The 17791-nt window shown below is 72.7% G+C and carries 7 protein-coding genes; all 7 read left to right on the forward strand.

Annotated elements, in window-relative coordinates; all coding sequences use genetic code 11:
- Positions 1–73 precede the first annotated feature (73 nt).
- Complete coding sequence (locus tag AC1RGU_RS15550; RefSeq protein ID WP_492696796.1) at positions 74–12583, forward strand: filamentous hemagglutinin family protein; 12510 nt, start codon at positions 74–76, stop codon at positions 12581–12583.
- Between the two features lie 90 nt (positions 12584–12673).
- Complete coding sequence (locus AC1RGU_RS15555) at positions 12674–13420, forward strand: S1 family peptidase (protein WP_492696797.1); 747 nt, start codon at positions 12674–12676, stop codon at positions 13418–13420.
- A gap of 33 nt (positions 13421–13453) precedes the next feature.
- On the forward strand, positions 13454–13918 hold the full coding sequence (locus AC1RGU_RS15560; protein ID WP_492696798.1) for a YbaB/EbfC family DNA-binding protein: 465 nt from the start codon (positions 13454–13456) through the stop codon (positions 13916–13918).
- A gap of 19 nt (positions 13919–13937) precedes the next feature.
- A complete protein-coding gene (locus AC1RGU_RS15565) occupies positions 13938–15269 on the forward strand; it encodes a trypsin-like peptidase domain-containing protein (RefSeq protein WP_492696799.1) in 1332 nt (443 codons plus the stop codon).
- Positions 15270–15376: 107 nt separating this feature from the next.
- Positions 15377–16099, forward strand: coding sequence for a TonB C-terminal domain-containing protein (locus AC1RGU_RS15570; protein ID WP_492696800.1), 723 nt, complete (start codon positions 15377–15379; stop codon positions 16097–16099).
- A gap of 10 nt (positions 16100–16109) precedes the next feature.
- Entirely contained in the window at positions 16110–16655 is a 546-nt protein-coding gene (locus tag AC1RGU_RS15575; protein WP_390343183.1) for an RNA polymerase sigma factor, read from the forward strand.
- Positions 16656–16728: 73 nt separating this feature from the next.
- Positions 16729–17694, forward strand: a complete 966-nt coding sequence (locus tag AC1RGU_RS15580) for a FecR family protein (RefSeq protein WP_492696801.1) — start codon at positions 16729–16731, stop codon at positions 17692–17694.
- Positions 17695–17791 lie beyond the last annotated feature (97 nt).

A 17791-nucleotide genomic window follows, 5' to 3' on the forward strand; every position in this document is an offset into this window, starting at 1 on the left:
TTGCAGCGCGCGTGTCGGTCGCATCCGGTGAGCCCGGTCTCTTCTCCAGAACGGTTTTTCTCTGGGGTATGACATGAGCAACAAGACATTCCGCCGCGCGCCGGTCGCGCACGCCGCCGCCCTCGCGCTGGCCATGGCGGGCCTGGCGGGCAATGCACAGGCGCAGCGCGCCTTCAGCGCCGCATGGATGGCGCAGAAGAACGTGGCGCAGGGCACCGCTGTGGTCACGGGCTACCTGCCCAACGGCACGCCGGCCTCGATGCTGACGAACCCGCTGGCGCAGCAGCAGAAGGCCAACGAGCAGCTGCGCCAGTCGCTCGGCAACCTGGGCCTCGCGGCGCAGGCGATTGCCGCGCAGCAGGCCGCGCAGGCCGCCGCACGCGCCGCGGCGCAGAACGACCCCTCGGTGCCCGACGGCCTGGCCGACGGCGGCCTGAAGGTCGACACGAATTCGCTCAGCGCCGGCTGGCTCAACGCCCGCGCGCTGAACCGCGATTCGCAGAAGCAGGTCGACGGCCGCACCGTCGTCACTGTGGAGCAGACCGGCGACAAGGCCATCCTGAACTGGGAGACCTTCAACGTCGGGCGCAACACCACGGTCGATTTCAAGCAGCAGGCCGACTGGGCCGTGCTCAACCGCGTGAACGACCCGAAGGCGCGGCCGTCGCAGATCCAGGGGCAGATCAAGGCCGACGGCACGGTGCTCATCGCCAACCGCAACGGCATCGTGTTCAGCGGCAGCAGCCAGACCGACACGCGCAACCTCGTGGCGGCGGCCGCCCACATCGGCGACGACCAGTTCAAGGCGCGCGGCATCTACTCGAACGACACCGCACCGAGCTTCACCACGCGCAAGGAAGACCAGGGCAAGGTCGAGGTGCAGGCCGGCGCACGGCTGACCACCAAGGAGCCCGGCTCCGTCACGCAGGGCGGCGGCTACGTGCTGCTGCTGGGCAAGGAGGTGGCCAATGCCGGCGAGATCGCCGCGCGCAAGGGCCAGGCGCAGCTCGCGGCGGGCGACAGCTTCGTGATCCGCAAGGGCATGGGCACCGAGGCCAACGCCTTCTCGACCACGCGCGGCAACGAGATCGCGCCGCAGTTCGCAGCCGACAGCACGGCGGGCACGGTGCGCAACACCGGCCTCATCGTGGCGCGCGAAGGCGACATCACGCTGGCGGGTCGCGACGTGCGGCAGGACGGCGTGGCGCTGGCCACCTCCACCGTCGCCGTGCGCGGCACGGTGCACCTGCTGAACTCGGCCGCCGACACGCGCGGCAACGTGGCCGTCGGCAAGGGCGCGGTCACGGCCGTGCTGATCGAGGACGACGGCAAGGCCAGCGCACTCGACAGCCAGCGCGACGCGCTCATCAAGGAATCGGCCGCGCAGGACGCCGCGCGCGCGCTCGTGCCGCCCGCGCTCTTCGACAACCTCTCGCGGCTGTCGGACCGGCGCGACCAGTCGCGCATCGAGATCGTCTCGGGCGGCGACATCCGTTTCGAGGGCGAGTCGCTCACGCTGGCCACCGGCGGGCAGATCGCGGCCAGCGCCACGCGCCGCAGCTTCGTGGCCGACAAGGCGCGCCTCGATGTGTCGGGCGCGGTGGGCGTGAACGTGACGATGGAATCGAACAACGTCAAGGTCAACGTGCAGGGCAACGAGATGCGCGACGCCCCGCGCAACCGCGAGAGCGGCAAGCTCTTCAACAACGACGTGTGGATCGACCGGCGCAAGCTCGTGCGCGTGGCGCCCGGCGTGGGCGGCTACGAGGGCGAGCGCTGGTACGCGGCGGGCGGCCTGCTGGAGGTCGGCGGCTACCTGGGCAACCAGGGTCACGGCATCGGCGAATGGGCTGCGCAGGGCGGCACGGTGGTGTTGGGCGGCAGCGAGGTGCTCACGCAGGCGGGCTCGACGGTCAACCTGTCGGGTGGTTCGCTCAACGTGCAGACTGGCAAGATCTACCAGACTTGGCTCAAGGGCAGCGACGGGCGGCTGTACAACCTGAACAGCGCGCCGTCGGACCTGCTGTACGACGGCGTCTACAAGGGCTTCGAGGCCGAGCACGTGCGCTGGGGCAAGGCGAACACCGACTATTTCTACAACCCGCTGATCGGGCCGCAGCGCAAGCTGGAGAACGGCTACACCGTCGGGCGCGACGCCGGCCGGCTGGTGGTGAGCGCGCCCACGGCGGTGCTCGAAGGCGACATCGTGGCCGAGGTGTTCAACGGCGCGCAACAGACGCGCGCACGCGACGCCGCGCTGGACGACGGCTACCGCCAGTCGCAGAGCGCGGTGGCGCGCGGCGGCGTGCTGGCGGTGGGGCGCTACGGCGCGCTCGGTCGCATCGACCTGTTCGACACCGACGTGCGCTTCGGCGACGTGGCACCGGTCACGCAGCAGATGGCCGCGGCCGACGCACTGGCCGACGAGCGCATCGGCACGCTGTGGCTCGACGCGGCGCACCTGAATGCGCAGCGCCTGTCGGTGCTGGACATCGGCACGCGCGGCAGCATCAACGTCGAGAAGGCGCTCACGCTGGCCGACGGCGGACGCATGGCCCTGCTCGGCGCGTTCATCGACATCGGCGCCGACGTCACGGTGCGCGGCGGCGCGCTGGAGGCCGACAATGTCTTCATGTCGCCGGTGGCGGGGGCCCAGCCGCGCGTGCTGGTGAAGGACGCCGATTCGTCGCTCACCGTGCGCGACGGCGTCACGCTCGACCTGCGCGGACGCCGGGTCGACATCGGCACGGCGCCTGAAGACTCGGCCACGCTCGCGGTCATCGACGGCGGCACGGTGCGCCTCGAATCGACGCACGGCGTGACGGTCGGGCAGGGCAGCCTGATCGACGTGTCGTCGGGTGCCGCGCTGCTGGCCAAGGGCAAGCAGAAGGGCGGCAAGGGCGGCAACGTGACGCTGGTGGCCGACTCGGCCGCGTCGCCCACCGATGCGAAGGGGCGCCTGTCGCTCGGCGGCGAGATCCGCGGCCATGGCGTGACCGGCGGCGGCACGCTGAAGATCGAAACGGGCCACGCGCTGCTCATCGGTCCCGACCCGGCGCTGTCGGACGCGACGCAGCTCGTGCTCGACGCGTCGCGCCTGCAGTCGGGCTTTTCCACCTACGACTTCAACGGCCACGCGGGCCTCACGGTCGCGCCGGGCGCGCAGCTCGACGTGCTCATGCCGGTCTACCGCATCGCGCCCGGGGCCGGTGCCAACCATGAAGGCGGCATCGCATTGCCACTGTGGACGCCGCCGCTGCTGCAACAGGACACGGTGAACCGCCAGACCGTGCAGCGCCAGGGCGCCGACCTCGTGCTGCGTTCGCAGCGCCGCATTACCGAAGGCGGCAACGTCGCCATCGGCGCGGGGGCGGTGGTGACGGTCGATCCGGGCCGCTCGATCCAGCTGCTCGGCGGCGGCCTGAGCAGCTTCGTGGTCGATGGCCGGCTCAACGCCTGGGGCGGGCGCATCGCCATCGACATCGAGGCGCCGGCGTTCAACTCGCCGCTGAGCACCTCGCTGCAGCCGCACAACCGCTCGGTGTGGATCGGCGAGGGCGCGGTGCTCGACGTGGCGGCGCGCGCGCAGACCGGCACCGACGACGACGGCCGCCGCTACGGCAGCGTGCGCAACGGCGGCACCATCTCCATCGGCGGTGCGCTCGACTGGGAGGCCAAGGGCGCGGCCAACGCGCCCGACGTGGCGGTGGTGATCCGCCCCGGCGCGCTGCTCGATGCCTCGGGCAGCCACGCGCGCATCGACGTGCCGGCCGTGGGCGGCCTGTGGCGCGAACTCGACGTGGCCAGCGACGGCGGCAGCATCGTGCTCAAGTCGGCGCACAGCCTGTACCTGGACGGCACGCTGCGCGCCCACGCGGGCGGCGCGAATGCGGCGGGCGGCACGCTCGCGGTGGCGCTCGAAGCGCCGGTGTTCTCGAAGATCTACACCGTCGACGACGCCGTGCGGCAGGCGCGCGAGCTGGTGATCTCGCAGGCGCAGCAGCCCAGCGGATTGCCGGCCACCCTCAAGCCGGGCCATGCCGATGCGGCACTGGCTTACGGCAAGGGGCGCCTGAGCGCGGACCAGGTGCGGGACGGGGGCTTTGGCAACCTGTCGCTGCTGGTCAACGGCCTGCTGAGCTTCGACGGCCATGTCGACCTCACGACCGCGCAGAGCCTGCGCGTGTACGCCGGCAGCTTCGCGCTGGCCGACAGCGCGGCGACCGATTCGAACGTGCGGCTTGCCTCGTCCTACCTGCGGCTGGCCGGCGTGACCGGTGCGCCCAAGCAGGACAACGAGGTGATCTACACCACCACCTGGCGCCACGGCGCATCGACCCGCGCGAGCGAGGCCACCTTCACGGCCGAGGCCGACCTGATCGACATCCGCGACCGCGTGGGCTTCGGCGCGCACGGCGAGATCGCCATGAAGACCGGCCCCGCGCAGGTGGTGGACCGCCGCGGCTTCGACGCCGTGCACATGACCAGCCGCGGCGACCTGCGCCTGCTGGGCGGCACGCCCACGCTCGGCCTGCTCGGCGCGACCACGACCGAGCTGGCGACGCTGGGCGACCTCACGCTCACCGCCGCGCAGATCTATCCCGCCACCGGCGCCAACGCGCAGATCCGCGCGGGCTACGACGAGGGCCGCGTGCTCGACATCCGCCGCCAGGTCGAGGGCGACGTGGCGATGCCGCAGTCGGCATTCGGCACGCTCGCGCTCGGCGGCGGCACGGTGCGCCAGGGCGGCATCGTGCGCGCGCCGCTGGGCAACCTGATCGTGGGACAGGACGGGCGCAGCACCTTCGAGGCGCGCGCCAGCGTGGTCGACCTGCTGCCGGGCAGCATCACCTCGGTCAGCGGCGCCGGCCTGCTCATGCCCTACGGCGGCACGACCGACGGCATCGGCTACAGCGTGGCCGGCACGCCCATCGACAAGCGCGCCATCGGCAGCAGCGGCATCCTGCTCACGGGCGACAGCGTGGTCGGGCACCAGGGCGCGCTGCTCGACCTGTCGGGCGGCGGCGAGCTCACGGGCGCGGGCTTCGTGAGCGGTCGCGGCGGTTCGGTGGACGTGCTGCGCACGCCGCTGGCCAATGCCAATCCGGCCAACACCTTCAGCAAGGCGGGCAACGGCGTGTACGCCATGGTGCCGGGCTTCCAGGGCGGCTACGCGCCGGTGTCGCCCGACGCCGGCGCGGGCGAGCCGGCCATCGGCCGGCAGGTCACGCTCGATCACGACGTGGGCGGGCTCAAGGCCGGCACCTACACGCTGCTGCCTTCGACCTACGCGCTGCTGCCCGGTGCCTTCCGCGTGGAAGTGGGGGCGCAAGGCGCGCTGCCCGCGACGCCGCTGCCGGCCGGCTACGGCTCGTACGTGGCGAGCGGCTACCTCGGCGTGGCGAACACGGCGGTGAAGTCGTCGCTGGCCAGCCAGCTGGTCGTCACGCCGGCGGCGCTGGTGAAGCAGCACGCCAGCTACAACGAGATGGGCTACGACGCCTTCGTGGTGGCCGACGCGGCACGCCGTGGCGGCGTGCGCGGCGAGATCGCGGCCGACGCCCGCAACCTGCTGCTGGACTACTTCTATTCCAAGCCGAAGGACGGCGTGTCGATGCTGCAGTTCGACGGCACGGCGCTGTTCAATCCGGCGGCCGGCAGCGCGGGCTTCGGCGGCACGCTGTCGGCGAAGGGCATCGCCATCGAGGTGACGGCGCCGGGCGCGCAGCGCACGGCCGGGTTCACGGGCGCGTCGCTGCAGGCCGACCAGCTCAACGCCTTCGGTGCACCACGGATGATCCTGGGCGGCCAGATCGATCTGCCGTATGCCGACAACTACGCAACCTTCAAGTCGAACACCGGCCATGTCGTCGTGCGCAGCGGCGCGACCTTGCGCGGCGCCGAAATCTTCCTCGTGGCCGGCGGCTACGGCGACGGCATCCAGGTGGAGCAGGGCGCGTCGCTGAACACGCTGGGTGCCGGTGCGCCGGCCTACGATTCCACCGACGGCGTGGTGTTCTCGGCGGGCTTGGGCGGGGTGCTGGGCCTGTCGAACGGCTGGATCAACCTGCTGCCGCCCGTCGCCGGGGGGATACCCGCCACGGTCCAGATCGGCGCGTGCCCCAGCGGCGCCTGCACCGGCCACACCACGCTGTACGGCGAGGGCACGCTGGCCGTGGCCACCAACCGCTCGTTCACGATGGCCGACAACGTGCGCTATGGCGCGAAGAACCTGCTGCTGGCGGTGTCCTCGGTCAACCTGGGCAGCGACGCGGCGCTGCAGCAGGCGGCGGCCAACGGCCAGCTGCCGTCGGGCCTGTCGATGAACCAGGTCATCCTGGCGAACCTGCTGGCCGGCAACAAGGGCGAAGGCGTGCCCGCGGTCGAGACGCTGGTGCTGAACGCGCGCGAGTCGGTGAACATCTACGGCGCGGTGTCGCTGGACACGCTCGACCCCGCCACCGGCGTGTCGTCCATCGAGCGGCTGGTGCTGGGCACGCCCGCCATCTACGGCTACGGCGGCGCGGGCGACACCGCGAAGATCACGACCGGCGAATTCATCTGGACCGGCCTCACGCCGCGCCCGCCCGGCAACGACGAGATCTTTCCCGGCGGGAACGCACCGGGCGGCGCCATCGGCAGCCTGCTGGGCCACGGCACGCTCGACGTGTCGGCCGCGCGCATCGTGCTGGGCCACGCGCCCCACACGCAACCCGACGCGGGCTACTCGGCGGACCGACTCGCACTGGGCTTCGGCACGGTCAACCTGAACGCGAGCGAGCGCATCACCGCCAACGGCAAGGGCACGCTGGGCGTGTACCACCAGCAGGGTGAGTACGTGACGGGCAAGGGCTACGACCACACGGGCGGCCAGCTGAACCTGCGTACCCCGCTGCTCACCGGCGAGGCCGGCTCGAACCACCGCATCACGGCGGGCGGCGACATCGCGGTGAGCGCACCGGCAGGCGCGCAGCCCGCCGGTGACGCGGCGCTGGGCGCGCAGCTGGCGCTCACCGGCCGCAACATCACCATCGACGGCACGGTGGGCCTGCCCTCGGGCAAGCTGCAGCTCACGGCCAGCGGCGACGTGACGCTGGGCGCCAATTCGCGCATCGACCTCGCGGGCCGCGCCGTGACGTTCTTCGAGCAGACGCGCTACAGCCGCGGCGGCGACCTGGAGGTGACGAGCTCGGCCGGCAACATCGTGCAGGCGGCGGGTTCGGTGATCGACCTGTCGGCCACGCACAACCGCGGCGGCACGCTGCAGGCGACGGCGCTGGGCGCAGGCGCGGGCCGCATCGACCTGGGCGGACGCATCCTCGGCACCGCGAGCGGCACGTACGACGCGGGCGGCACCATCGTGCCCTACGACGCGGCCGAGATCAGCGTGCGCGGCCAGACCGTGGCCGACTTCGCGGGCCTGAACACGCGCCTGAACGAAGGCGGCGTGACGGGCGCGCGGCGCTTCCAGATCAAGCAGGGCGACCTCGCCATCGGCGACGAAGTGAAGGCGCGCGTGGTCGAGGTTACGCTCGACGGCGGCAGCCTCACGGTGAACGGCCGCATCGACGCGAGCGGCTTCCAGGTGGGCGCGATCCGCCTCGCGGCCAAGGGCGACCTCACCGTGAACGGCATGCTCGACGCGCACGCCACCGGCCTGCGCGTGGACAGCTACGGCAAGATCATCGACAGCCCGAACCGCGCCATCGTCGACCTCACGAGCACGCACGGCACGCTGACGCTGGGCGGCGGCGCGGCCATCGACCTGCGTGCCGGCACGGCCGTGGGCGCGGCGCAGGGCAACGACGGCGCATCGCGCGGCACGCTCGCGCTGAACGCGCCGCGGCGCGGCGACAACGACGTGGCGGTGAACGTCGGCGGCACGCCCGCCATCCAGGGCGCGAAGACCATCGCGGTCAACGCCTTCCGCACCTACAGCGACGCACCGCTGGCGAGCGCGCCCGACGTCACCGGCCACGTGCCGCAGCTCATCACGCAGAAGTACCTCGACGAGATCGACGGCCACAGCAGCGCCTTCATCGACAAGGCGCTGGCCAACACCTCGCTCTCGGCCCGCCTCGCAGGCCTGGGCAGCTACCACCTGCGCCCCGGCGTGGAAATCGTCAGCAGCACCGGCGAGGGCGACCTCAGCGTGGTCGGCGACATCGACCTCTCGGGCTACCGCTACGGCCCCGGTGCCGACCGCAACGATCCGGCGCGCCGCGGCTTCGGCGAGCCTGGCGTGCTGGTGATCCGCGCGGGCGGCAACCTCAACGTGTACGGCAGCATCAACGACGGCTTCGCGCCGCCGCCGGCCACGCCCGACGACAAGGGCTGGTACCTCACCGAGCAGCGCACGAAGTTCGGCACGCCGTTCACGCCCGACGGCGGCGACATCGTCGTGCCGATCGACGGCGTGGTGCTCGACAAGGGCACCGTGTTCCCGAAGGACGCGCTGCTGAACTACGACGTGCCCGCCGAAGCCATGGTGCTGCCGGTTGGCACGGTGCTGCCCGTGACCGTGACGCTGGGCGCGGCCTACACGCTGCCCGCCGGCACGGTGCTGCGCGCCAACGTCTACAACGCCGACGGCAGCGTCCGGCTGAAGGCCGGCACGGTGCTGGGCGAGGCCGTGGTGCTGGACAGCGGCATGAAGCTGGGCGCGGGCACCGCGCTGCGCGCCGAGGCCAGCGTGCAGGCGATGGTGTGGCCCAAGGGCGTGCGCCTGCCGGTCGCGATGAAGGCCGACGGCACCATCGCGCTGGCGCGCGGCGCGGTGATTCCGTCGCTGACCGATGTGCAGCTGCCGAACGACGCGGCCGTCAACCTGCGGCCCGAAGTCGACGGCGTGCAGGGCCGCAACTGGGCCGTGGCGCCGATGCTGGGGCAGGGCGCGACGAGCTGGAGCCTGCAGCTCACGGCCGGCGCCGACCTGGACTCGGCCGACCGCCGCGCGGTCGACCCGGCCAAGCACGGCGCGCTCATCCTGGCCGACAGCCACGCGATGTACAACGTCAAGCTCACGCCGGGCGGCAGCGGCTTCCTGTGGGGTCCGAACGGGCCCATGTGGGGCCACGACGAGGGAACGCCGATGGACCCGCTGGATTTCGAGGCGGGCTACTGCGACTGGGGCGGTGAGGGCACCTGCGTGGTCGACCCGGCGCGCCTTTCCTACTTCTGGGGCCCCAACGGCGACGACTGGGACCCGAGCTTCGTCGAGGGCACGCCGGTGCTGCCCGAATACGTCACGATCTGCGAGTGGGGGCCGGGCATCTGCACGACGGTCATCAACCCCGTCAAGGACGTCACCAAATACACGCCGCTGTCGCCGATGTTCAGCGTGCTGCGCACCGGCACGGGCGACCTGGGCCTGGCGGCGGCGGGCAACTTCGTCATGGAGTCGCCGTTCGGCGTCTACACGGCCGGCACGCGCTCGGCGCCGCTGCTCGACGCCAACGGCCTCGACCCCTTCAACCTCGCACGCGGCAAGGCCGTCGGCGGCTCGGTGATCGGCCCGCAGACGGCGGACTACAGCGCCGCGCTCGCGGCCTACCAGGCCTGGTACCCCGAGCAGGGCGGCAACCTCGACATCACGGTGGGCGGCAACGTCGTCGGCGACGTCTGGGGTCATTTCGGGGGCGAGCGCGGACAGGCGCCGAGCGCCGCGGTGGGCAGCTGGCTGTGGCGCCAGGGCTCGGGCACGGCCCTGGCCGGCAGCGACCGCATCGCGACGTCGTGGTGGATCAACTTCGGCACCTACGCACTGCCGGCCGGTGCGCAGGTCAGCACCGACAGCAGCCCCGAGCCCTTCCTGGTGGGCTTCACCGGCATGGGCACGCTGGGCGGCGGCAATCTCACGCTGCGCGCGGGCGGCGACGCGGGCCTCACCACGCGGCTGGGCAACGGCCAGGTCTGGCAGCGCAGCGAGGCCATCGTGGCGGCGGTCGGCAGCACGGGCCGCGTCGATGCGAACGGGCAACTGACGCTCACCGGCGGCGGCGACCTGCAGCTGCGCATCGGCGGCGTGGTCAATCCGAACCTGGCCGCGGCGCAGTACGGCAGCTCTGGCACCAATACGCAGTACCAGGACCTCAACGGCGCCCTGGTCAACCTGCGCGGCGCGGCCACCGTGTCGGCCTCCGCCATCGGCGGCGTCGAGGTGCGCTACCGCAAGTACGCGTTCTCGCTGCCGGGCCAGGAGGGCGATGTGAAGGACACGCGCCCCATCGACCCCTTCACCCCGACCATCGGCGTCGGCAATGCCGGCATCGTGCTCGTGCCGGGCGATTCGGCGATGTACCTGGACACGCCGGGCGACCTGGTGCTCACCAGCGTGGCCGACGCGGGCCGCGCGCGGGTGCCGAACAGCTCGGCATTCAAGTTCGGCGGCACCGAGTACGGCATCGGCCAGGGCTGGTTCACGCTGTGGACCGACCGCACCGCGATCAACCTGTTCAGCGCGGGCGGCAACCTCACGCCCGGCACCGACCTGGCGAACCGGGAGGCCGCCGGCCGGTACCTGGGCAGCATCAACATGAGCGACAACGTCACGGTCTACCCGTCGATCCTGCGCGCGACGGCGGCCTCGGGCAGCCTGTACTTCGGCTTCTCGGCCACGCCCGCCACGCAGGCGCCCGGCCGCGCGCTGGTGCTCGCGCCGTCGCCATCAGGGGCGCTCGAGTTCCTGGCGGGCAACTCGCTGTTCGGCGGCGGCTATCCGGTGGGGATGTCGGGCGCGGTCACGCCGCTGCCCACGCCCTGGGCGCCCGCCTTCGTGGGCTACAACTCGCGCCAGCGGCCGGTGGTCTACAACACCAGCCCGGAGGGCTCGATGGTCGGGTCGCCCGGCGTGCCGAACTACGGGGTGGTCGACAACCACCCTCTGTTCGCCTTCGGACCAGACACGCTGGGCCCCCGCGCGCTGCACCCGGCCGATGCGCCGCCCTCGCTGTTCTATGCCGTGCGCGGCGACATCCTGGGCCTGGCCAGCGGCACGGCGCGCAAGGTGCTGGCCAGCGGCGAACCCGCGCCCGAGACCTGGTACCGCTCGGCCGCGCCGGCGCGCATCCGCGCCGGGCGCGACATCGTCGGCACCGAGGCGCTGATCGTGAACAACGACCCGCGCGACGTGTCGCTGGTGCAGGCCGGGCGCGACATCCTGTACGCGAACCTGCAGGTGGCGGGCCCCGGCACGCTGGAGGTGTCGGCCGGCCGCCACATCACGCAGGACGACCGCGCCAGCGTGGTGAGCCGCGGTGCGCTGGCCGAGGGCGACACGCGCCCCGGCGCGAGCATCGCGATGATGGCCGGCATGGGCCCGATGGGCGTGGGCGGGCCGGACTTCTCGGCCATCGCCGACCGCTACCTCGACCCCGCGAAGCGCGCCGAGTCGGGCCCCGGCCAGTCGCTGGCGAGCCAGCCGGGCCGCGTGGTGAAGACCTATGACGCCGAACTGGCCGCATGGCTCAAGGAACGCTACGGCTTCGTCGCCACCAGCGCCGACGCGAAGGACCCGGGCAGTGCGCTCGCGTACTTCAAGGCGCTGGCGCCCGAACAGCAGCGCGTGTTCCTGCGCGGCGTGTACTTCGCCGAGCTGCGTGCCGGGGGCCGCGAGTACAACGACGTGGACGGCCCGCGTTACGGCAGCTACCTGCGCGGGCGCGGCATGATCGCCACGCTGTTCCCCGACCTCGACGCGGCGGGCCAGGAGATCGTGCGCACCGGCGACATCATCCTGTACGGCCCCTCGGGCGTGCACACCGATTTCGGCGGCGACATCCAGATGCTCGCGCCGGGCGGGCAGATCGTGGTGGGCGTGCAGGGCGCGGTGCCGCCGGGCAGCGCGGGCGTCATCACGCAGGGCATGGGCCACATCCAGCTGTTCAGCGAAGGCAGCCTGCTGCTGGGCCTGTCGCGCGTGATGACCACCTTCGGCGGCGACGTGCTGGCCTGGTCGGAGCAGGGCGACATCAACGCCGGCCGGGGCTCCAAGACCACGCTGGTCTACACGCCGCCCAAGCGCGTGTACGACAACATCGGCAACGTGAAGCTGTCGTCGCAGGTGCCCAGCTCGGGCGCCGGCCTGGCCACCTTGGCGCCCATCGCCGAAGTGCCGGCGGGCGACATGGACCTGATCGCGCCGCTGGGCACCATCGACGCGGGCGAGGCGGGCATCCGCGTGTCGGGCAGCGTGAACCTCGCGGCCCTGCAGGTGGTGAACGCGGCCAACATCCAGGTCAAGGGCGAGTCGGCCGGCCTGCCGGTGGTGGCCTCGGTGAACGTGGGCGCGCTCACCAACGCCAGCGCGGCGGCCTCGCAGGCCGTGGGCGCGGCGCAGGAGGCGATGCAGCGCGAACGCGCGGCGGCGCGCCAGGCGCTGCCGTCGGTGTTCTCGGTGCGCGTGCTGGGCTTCGGCAACGAGGCCGCCGAAGGCGCCGCCGCGCCGTCCGACGCGGGCCGCGCCGCGGCGCGCCCTGTGGGCTACGACGCGCACAGCCCGGTGCAGGTGCTGGGGCGCGGGCCGCTGGGCGATGCGCAGAAGACCAAGCTCACGGCGCAGGAGCGGCGTTTGCTGGGGCAGTGAGAGGGAAGGGCGGCAGATGAAATTTTTGTGACAAACGACATTCCGGGGCGCGCAGTTCCGTCTTTGTCTCAGAGCTTTCGTGACTGCCCGATGCCCCCTCTGCTGTTGTCTTCTGCCGGCCCCCGCCCGTGGGCGTCGTTCCTGCTGGCCACGGCGTTCGCCGCCCTGGCCGGTGCGGCGCATGGCACGCCGCCCGAGGCCAACGCCAGCGGCGTGTTCCTCAACACCGCCGGCGACGTGCTGACCGCGCGCCATGCGGTGGCGGACTGCCGTTCGCTGTTCGCCCTCAAGGACGCGCAGGTGGCGCAGGCCCGGGTGATCGCCGAGAGCGGCGAGCTCGACGTCGCGGTGCTGCGCACCACCCTCACGCCGTACCTGCACGCCACGCTCGCGGCGGACGCGCGCACGCCGGCCCCGGGCAGCGTGGGTGTGTTCACCGAGGCCTACGCGGTGCTGCAGCGCATGCCCGATCGCGCGGCGTTGCTCAGCAACGCCATGACCGTGCCCGGCGTGGAAGGCCTGCAGCTGCTGTCGGGCGTGCAACCCGGCGCCAGCGGCAGCGCGGTGCTGGGCGCCGACGGCCTGCTGCTCGGCGTGGTGGTCGAGCGTGTCGCCGCCGCGCCGCATGCGTCGGGCATGGTGCTCAGCCGCGCGGCCTCGGCCGCGGGCGTGGCGGGCGGCGTGACGCGGGTGCGCGCGGTGCCGGCGGCGCGCCTGCGCGACTTCCTGGACGCCCACGGCATCGCCTACACGCACAGCCGCGAACCGCAGCTCGGCCCCCAGCAGTCGCCCGCCGCACGGGCCTCGACCCTGTCGGTCGGCGTGCTGTGCGGCTGAGCGTCCTTCTTCGACTTTTTCATTGGAACTCCCATGACCTTTTCTTTCGGCAAAACCCTCGGCTGGCGCCGCCTGCGCCTGGCGCTCGGCGGGCTCGGCCTCGGGCTGTCCGCCGCCGCCGCGCCCCTGGCCGCATCGGCGCAGGCCCAGCCGCAGGTGCCGCAGCACTGGATCAGCTACGCCAACCTCGCGAGCAACCAGCTGCAGTCGTCGCTCAGCGACCCGGCCAGCGAGACCGTGGTGCGGCTGCACACGTGGATGCAGGAACGCATGCTGAAAGAGGGCCAGCCCGTGCCGCCCGCGCCGGTGGTGGTGCGCGTGTGGGTCGCGGCCAGCGGCAAGGTCGAGCGTGTGGCCTTCGAGTCGCTGGGCGATGCGCAGGCCGACACCGACCTGCGCGCGCTGCTCACCGCGCAGCCGCTGGCCGAGCCGCCGCCGCGCGACATGCGCCAGCCGATGGTGCTGCAACTCACGCTGAGCTTTGTCGCGCGCACCTGACCGATCGCGGCGCCTTTGCGTGGCGCTGCTGGGCCTTGCGGCTGCAGTGCCGCTGCACGCCGCCATGCCCTGGCCCGTGCCGGGGCTCGCGGCGCTGGTGAAGGCCTTCGGGCCGGCCGTGGTCCACATCGGCGTGGAGCGGCCGTCGGCGCCGGCGCGCCGCTTCAGCGACCGCTGGCTGCTGCGCGCACCGCCGGCCGAGGCCGACGAGAGCAGCCTGGGCAGCGGCTTCCTCGTGAGCGCCGACGGGCTCATATTGACCAACGCGCACGTGGTCGCGCACGGCACGCAGATCCGCGTGAAGCTGCCCGACCGGCGCGAGTTCCGGGCGCGGCTCATCGGCCTCGACGCACTGGCCGACGTGGCCTTGCTGAAGATCGACGCGACCGGCTTGCCCACGGTGCGCATCGGCGATCCGGCGGACGTGGAGCCCGGCGACGGCGTGGCGGCCATCGGCTCGCCCTACGGCTTCGGCAACTCGGTGACGGCCGGCATCGTCAGCGCCAAGGGGCGGCTGCTGCCGGGCGCGGAGTCGATGCAGTTCCTGCAGACCGACGTGCCGATCAACCCCGGCAACTCGGGCGGGCCGCTGTTCAACCTGCGCGGCGAGGTGATCGGCATCAACTCGCGCATCTACAGCCGCAGTGGCGGCTACCAGGGGCTGTCGTTCGCCATTCCCATCGACGCCGCCATGCGCATCAAGGACCAGCTGCTGGCCACCGGCACCGTCACGCGCGGGCGCATCGGCGTGTCCGTGCAGGAAGTGGGGCAGGCGCTGGCCGACACCTTCCGCCTGCCGCGCCCGGCCGGCGCGCTGGTGACCGACGTGGAGCCGCGCGGCGCGGCGGCGCGCGGCGGGCTGAAGACCGGCGACGTGATCCTGTCGGTGCAGGGCCGCGAGGTGGTGCAGGCGGCCGACGCGCTGGGCTTCATCGCCGAGCAGGTGCCGGGGCAGCGCGCACGCCTCATGGTGTGGCGCGACCGCGCCGAGCACGTGGTCGAGGTGAAGGTGGAGGGCTACGACACGCCGCGCCTGCAGGGCGACGCGGCGGCAGCGGCCTCGGTGCCTTCGCGCCTGGGCTTCGCGGTGCGCCCGCTGGCGCCGGCCGAGCGGCAGTTCCTGCGCGTGGAGGGCGGGTTGCTGGTGCAGCGCGTGAACGTGGCGGCGTCGCGCGCGGGCGTGCAGCCGGGCGACGTCATCCTGGCGCTCAACGGCCAGCCGATCGACAGCGCCGAAGCCCTGGCCCAGGCGCTGGAAGGGGCCGACGGCACGGCGGCGTTGCTGGTGCAGCGCGCGGGGGCGCGGATCTTCGTGCCGATCTGCGCGCAGGCCGGGTCGCCGAAGTGCTGAGAAGGCCTCGCGCTGACCGGCCAAGTCATCCGAACGTCATGCAGCGAACCTAGCATCCGCTTCGACATGCCCCCCGGGCCGTGGCTTTCGCCGGGCGTATCGAACTCATGCGGCATGCACCTCCTTCCTTTCCTCTCGTCTCCCTGGTCGGCATCGCGCTGGTCGCCTGCATGACCGGGCCGTGGATGAGCGCCCGCGCGCAGTCCGACGCGGCGCCGCCTCGGCCGCAGGCCGCGCGCATCGCCTTCGACATCGCAGTCCAACCGCTGGCCGCGGCGCTGGAGCAGTACGGCCGCGCGACCGGGCTGCCCGTGTTCTTCGATGCCGAACGCGTGGCCGGACGCCAAGCCGCGCCCGTGCACGGCCTGTTCGATGCGCAGGCCGCCCTCGATGCGCTGCTCGCGGGCACGGGCCTGGTCGCCGACGACGCCGGCGTGGGGGGCACGACCGCCTTCGTGCTCCGGCTCGCGCCGGCTGTGCCGGTGCCGGCACGGCCGTTGGACGCGGTGCAGGCCGCGCCCGCCACCGTTCACCGCGGCTACGACGGGCTGGTCCAGACCCGCGTCTGGGAAGCCCTGTGCGCCCACCCGCGCGCGGCACCGGGCGGCTACCGCGCGGCGATGCGTTTCGTGATCGACGGCACCGGCCGCATCGCCCATGCCTTCCTGCTGCACACCAGCGGCGAGCGCGCGCGCGACGAGGCCATCCTCGACACGCTGCGGCAGCTGCGCATCGATCGCGCGCCGCCGCCGGACATGGCGCAGCCGCTCACGATGCTGATCCTGCCGCGCTCGCAGACGCCCGGGCTCGAGTGCCCGGTGCGCCACTGACGCCACCGCCATGCCCGAGAACGCGCTGCCCGCGTTGCGCGACTTCCTGGTCGCGCGCTACGACGAGCTCAAGCAGCGGCTTGCGCGGCGGCTGGGCAACGCCGAGCGCGCCGGCGATGCGCTGCAGGACACCTGGCTGCGCCTGGAAAGCCGCGACGACATCGACGGCGTGCACGACCCCGCCGCCTACCTGCTGCGCGTGGCCGTCAACCTGGCCTACGACCAGGTCGCGAAGCAGGGGCGCCTGGCCACGTCCGACGAGATCGAGGCGCTGCTCGACGAAACGCCCGACCCCGCGCCGGGGCCCGCGCAGATCGCGCAGGACCGCGCGGAACTGGCCACGCTGCGCGCGCTCATCGAGCGGCTGCCGCCACGGCGCCGGCAGGTGCTGGTGATGGTGCGCTGGCAGCACCTGCCGCAGCGCGAGGTGGCGGCGCGGCTCGGCATCTCGCTGCGCACGGTGGAGAAGGAACTCAAGGAGGCGCATGACCACATCGCCGCCCGCATGGGCCGCGCGGACCGCATGCCGCAAGGGAGGGAGCCGCATGAAAAATAAAGTGCGGTTCATCGCGTCGAGAGCCGTCTCATGGGTATGCGACATCTTTCAACGCGCACGGGTTGACGCCCCGATGACCCCGCCCGATGCACACGCCCAGGCCTTGCGCGAAGCGCAGGCCTGGCTGCGCCGGCTGTCGTCCGGCGCGGCCACGCAGCACGACGTCGAGGGCTTTCGCCGCTGGCGCGATGGCAACCCCCAGCACCAGCCCGCGCTGGCGCAGGCCCGGCGCCTGTGGCAAGCGCTCGACCCGGCCATCGGCGGCATGCCGGCCGAGGTCCAGCGAGCTCCCGTGCTGTCGGCGCGGCCGGTGGCCGCACGCCGCGCGTTCCTCGGCGCGGCGGTGGGCGCGGCTGGCGCCGCGGGCGTGGCGGTGGTCTCTCCGCCGCTGGGCCTGTGGCCTTCGTTCGGCGAATGGAACGCCGACTACCGCACGGCCACCGGCGAGCAGCGCGCGGTGCAGGTGGCCGAGGGCGTCGACCTGGTGCTCAACACGCAGACCAGCGTGCAGCGCCGCAGCGTCGAGGGCCGCGTCGTCGGCATCGACCTGATCGCGGGCGAGGCGGCGGTCGACCTGGTGGCCGGGCCGCAGCCCTTCGGCATCGTGGCGGGCGCGGCCCGCAGTGAGGCGCAGGCCGGCCGCTTCGAGGTGCGCTACCTCGCGGGCCGGGGCTGCGTGACCTGCCTTGAAGGGCGCGTGCGCGTCACGCACGCGAAGGGCACGCGCGATCTGCAGGCCGGCGAGCAGGTGCTGTACGACGCGGCTTCGCTCGGGCCGGTGGCGGCTGTGGCCACCCGCGAAGCCTCGGCCTGGCGCAGCGGCGTGCTGGTGTTCCGGCAGACGCCGCTGGCGCACGTGATCGAGGAGATCAACCGCTACCGGCCTGGCCGCGTGGTGTTGCTGGCGCAGCGCCTGGCCGGGCGCGAAGTCAGCGGGCGTTTCGCCATCGCCTCGCTCGACACGGTGCTGGTGCAGATCCAGCGCTCGTACGACCTCGAGGCGCGCGCGCTGCCGGGCGGCGTGCTGCTGCTTAGCTGATGAATGTGACAGCCTGATTGGCCCTCGCGTGCGCTCAGGATTGGTCCAGAAACTTAGCGGTTTTGTTTGCGTCTGTCGGTCTGTCCAGTAAGGGGCA

This window comes from Variovorax sp. GW823-FHT02B07 (genome assembly GCF_058797695.1).

Excerpts from the sequence above, each read along its gene's own strand:
- AC1RGU_RS15570 (WP_492696800.1), top strand. The coding sequence starts at position 15,377 with ATGCGGCATGCACCTCCTTCCTTTCCTCTCGTCTCCCTGGTCGGCATC.
- AC1RGU_RS15575 (WP_390343183.1), top strand. The coding sequence starts at position 16,110 with ATGCCCGAGAACGCGCTGCCCGCGTTGCGCGACTTCCTGGTCGCGCGC.
- AC1RGU_RS15560 (WP_492696798.1), top strand. The coding sequence starts at position 13,454 with ATGACCTTTTCTTTCGGCAAAACCCTCGGCTGGCGCCGCCTGCGCCTG.
- AC1RGU_RS15550 (WP_492696796.1), top strand. The coding sequence starts at position 74 with ATGAGCAACAAGACATTCCGCCGCGCGCCGGTCGCGCACGCCGCCGCC.
- AC1RGU_RS15580 (WP_492696801.1), top strand. The coding sequence starts at position 16,729 with ATGACCCCGCCCGATGCACACGCCCAGGCCTTGCGCGAAGCGCAGGCC.
- AC1RGU_RS15555 (WP_492696797.1), top strand. The coding sequence starts at position 12,674 with ATGCCCCCTCTGCTGTTGTCTTCTGCCGGCCCCCGCCCGTGGGCGTCG.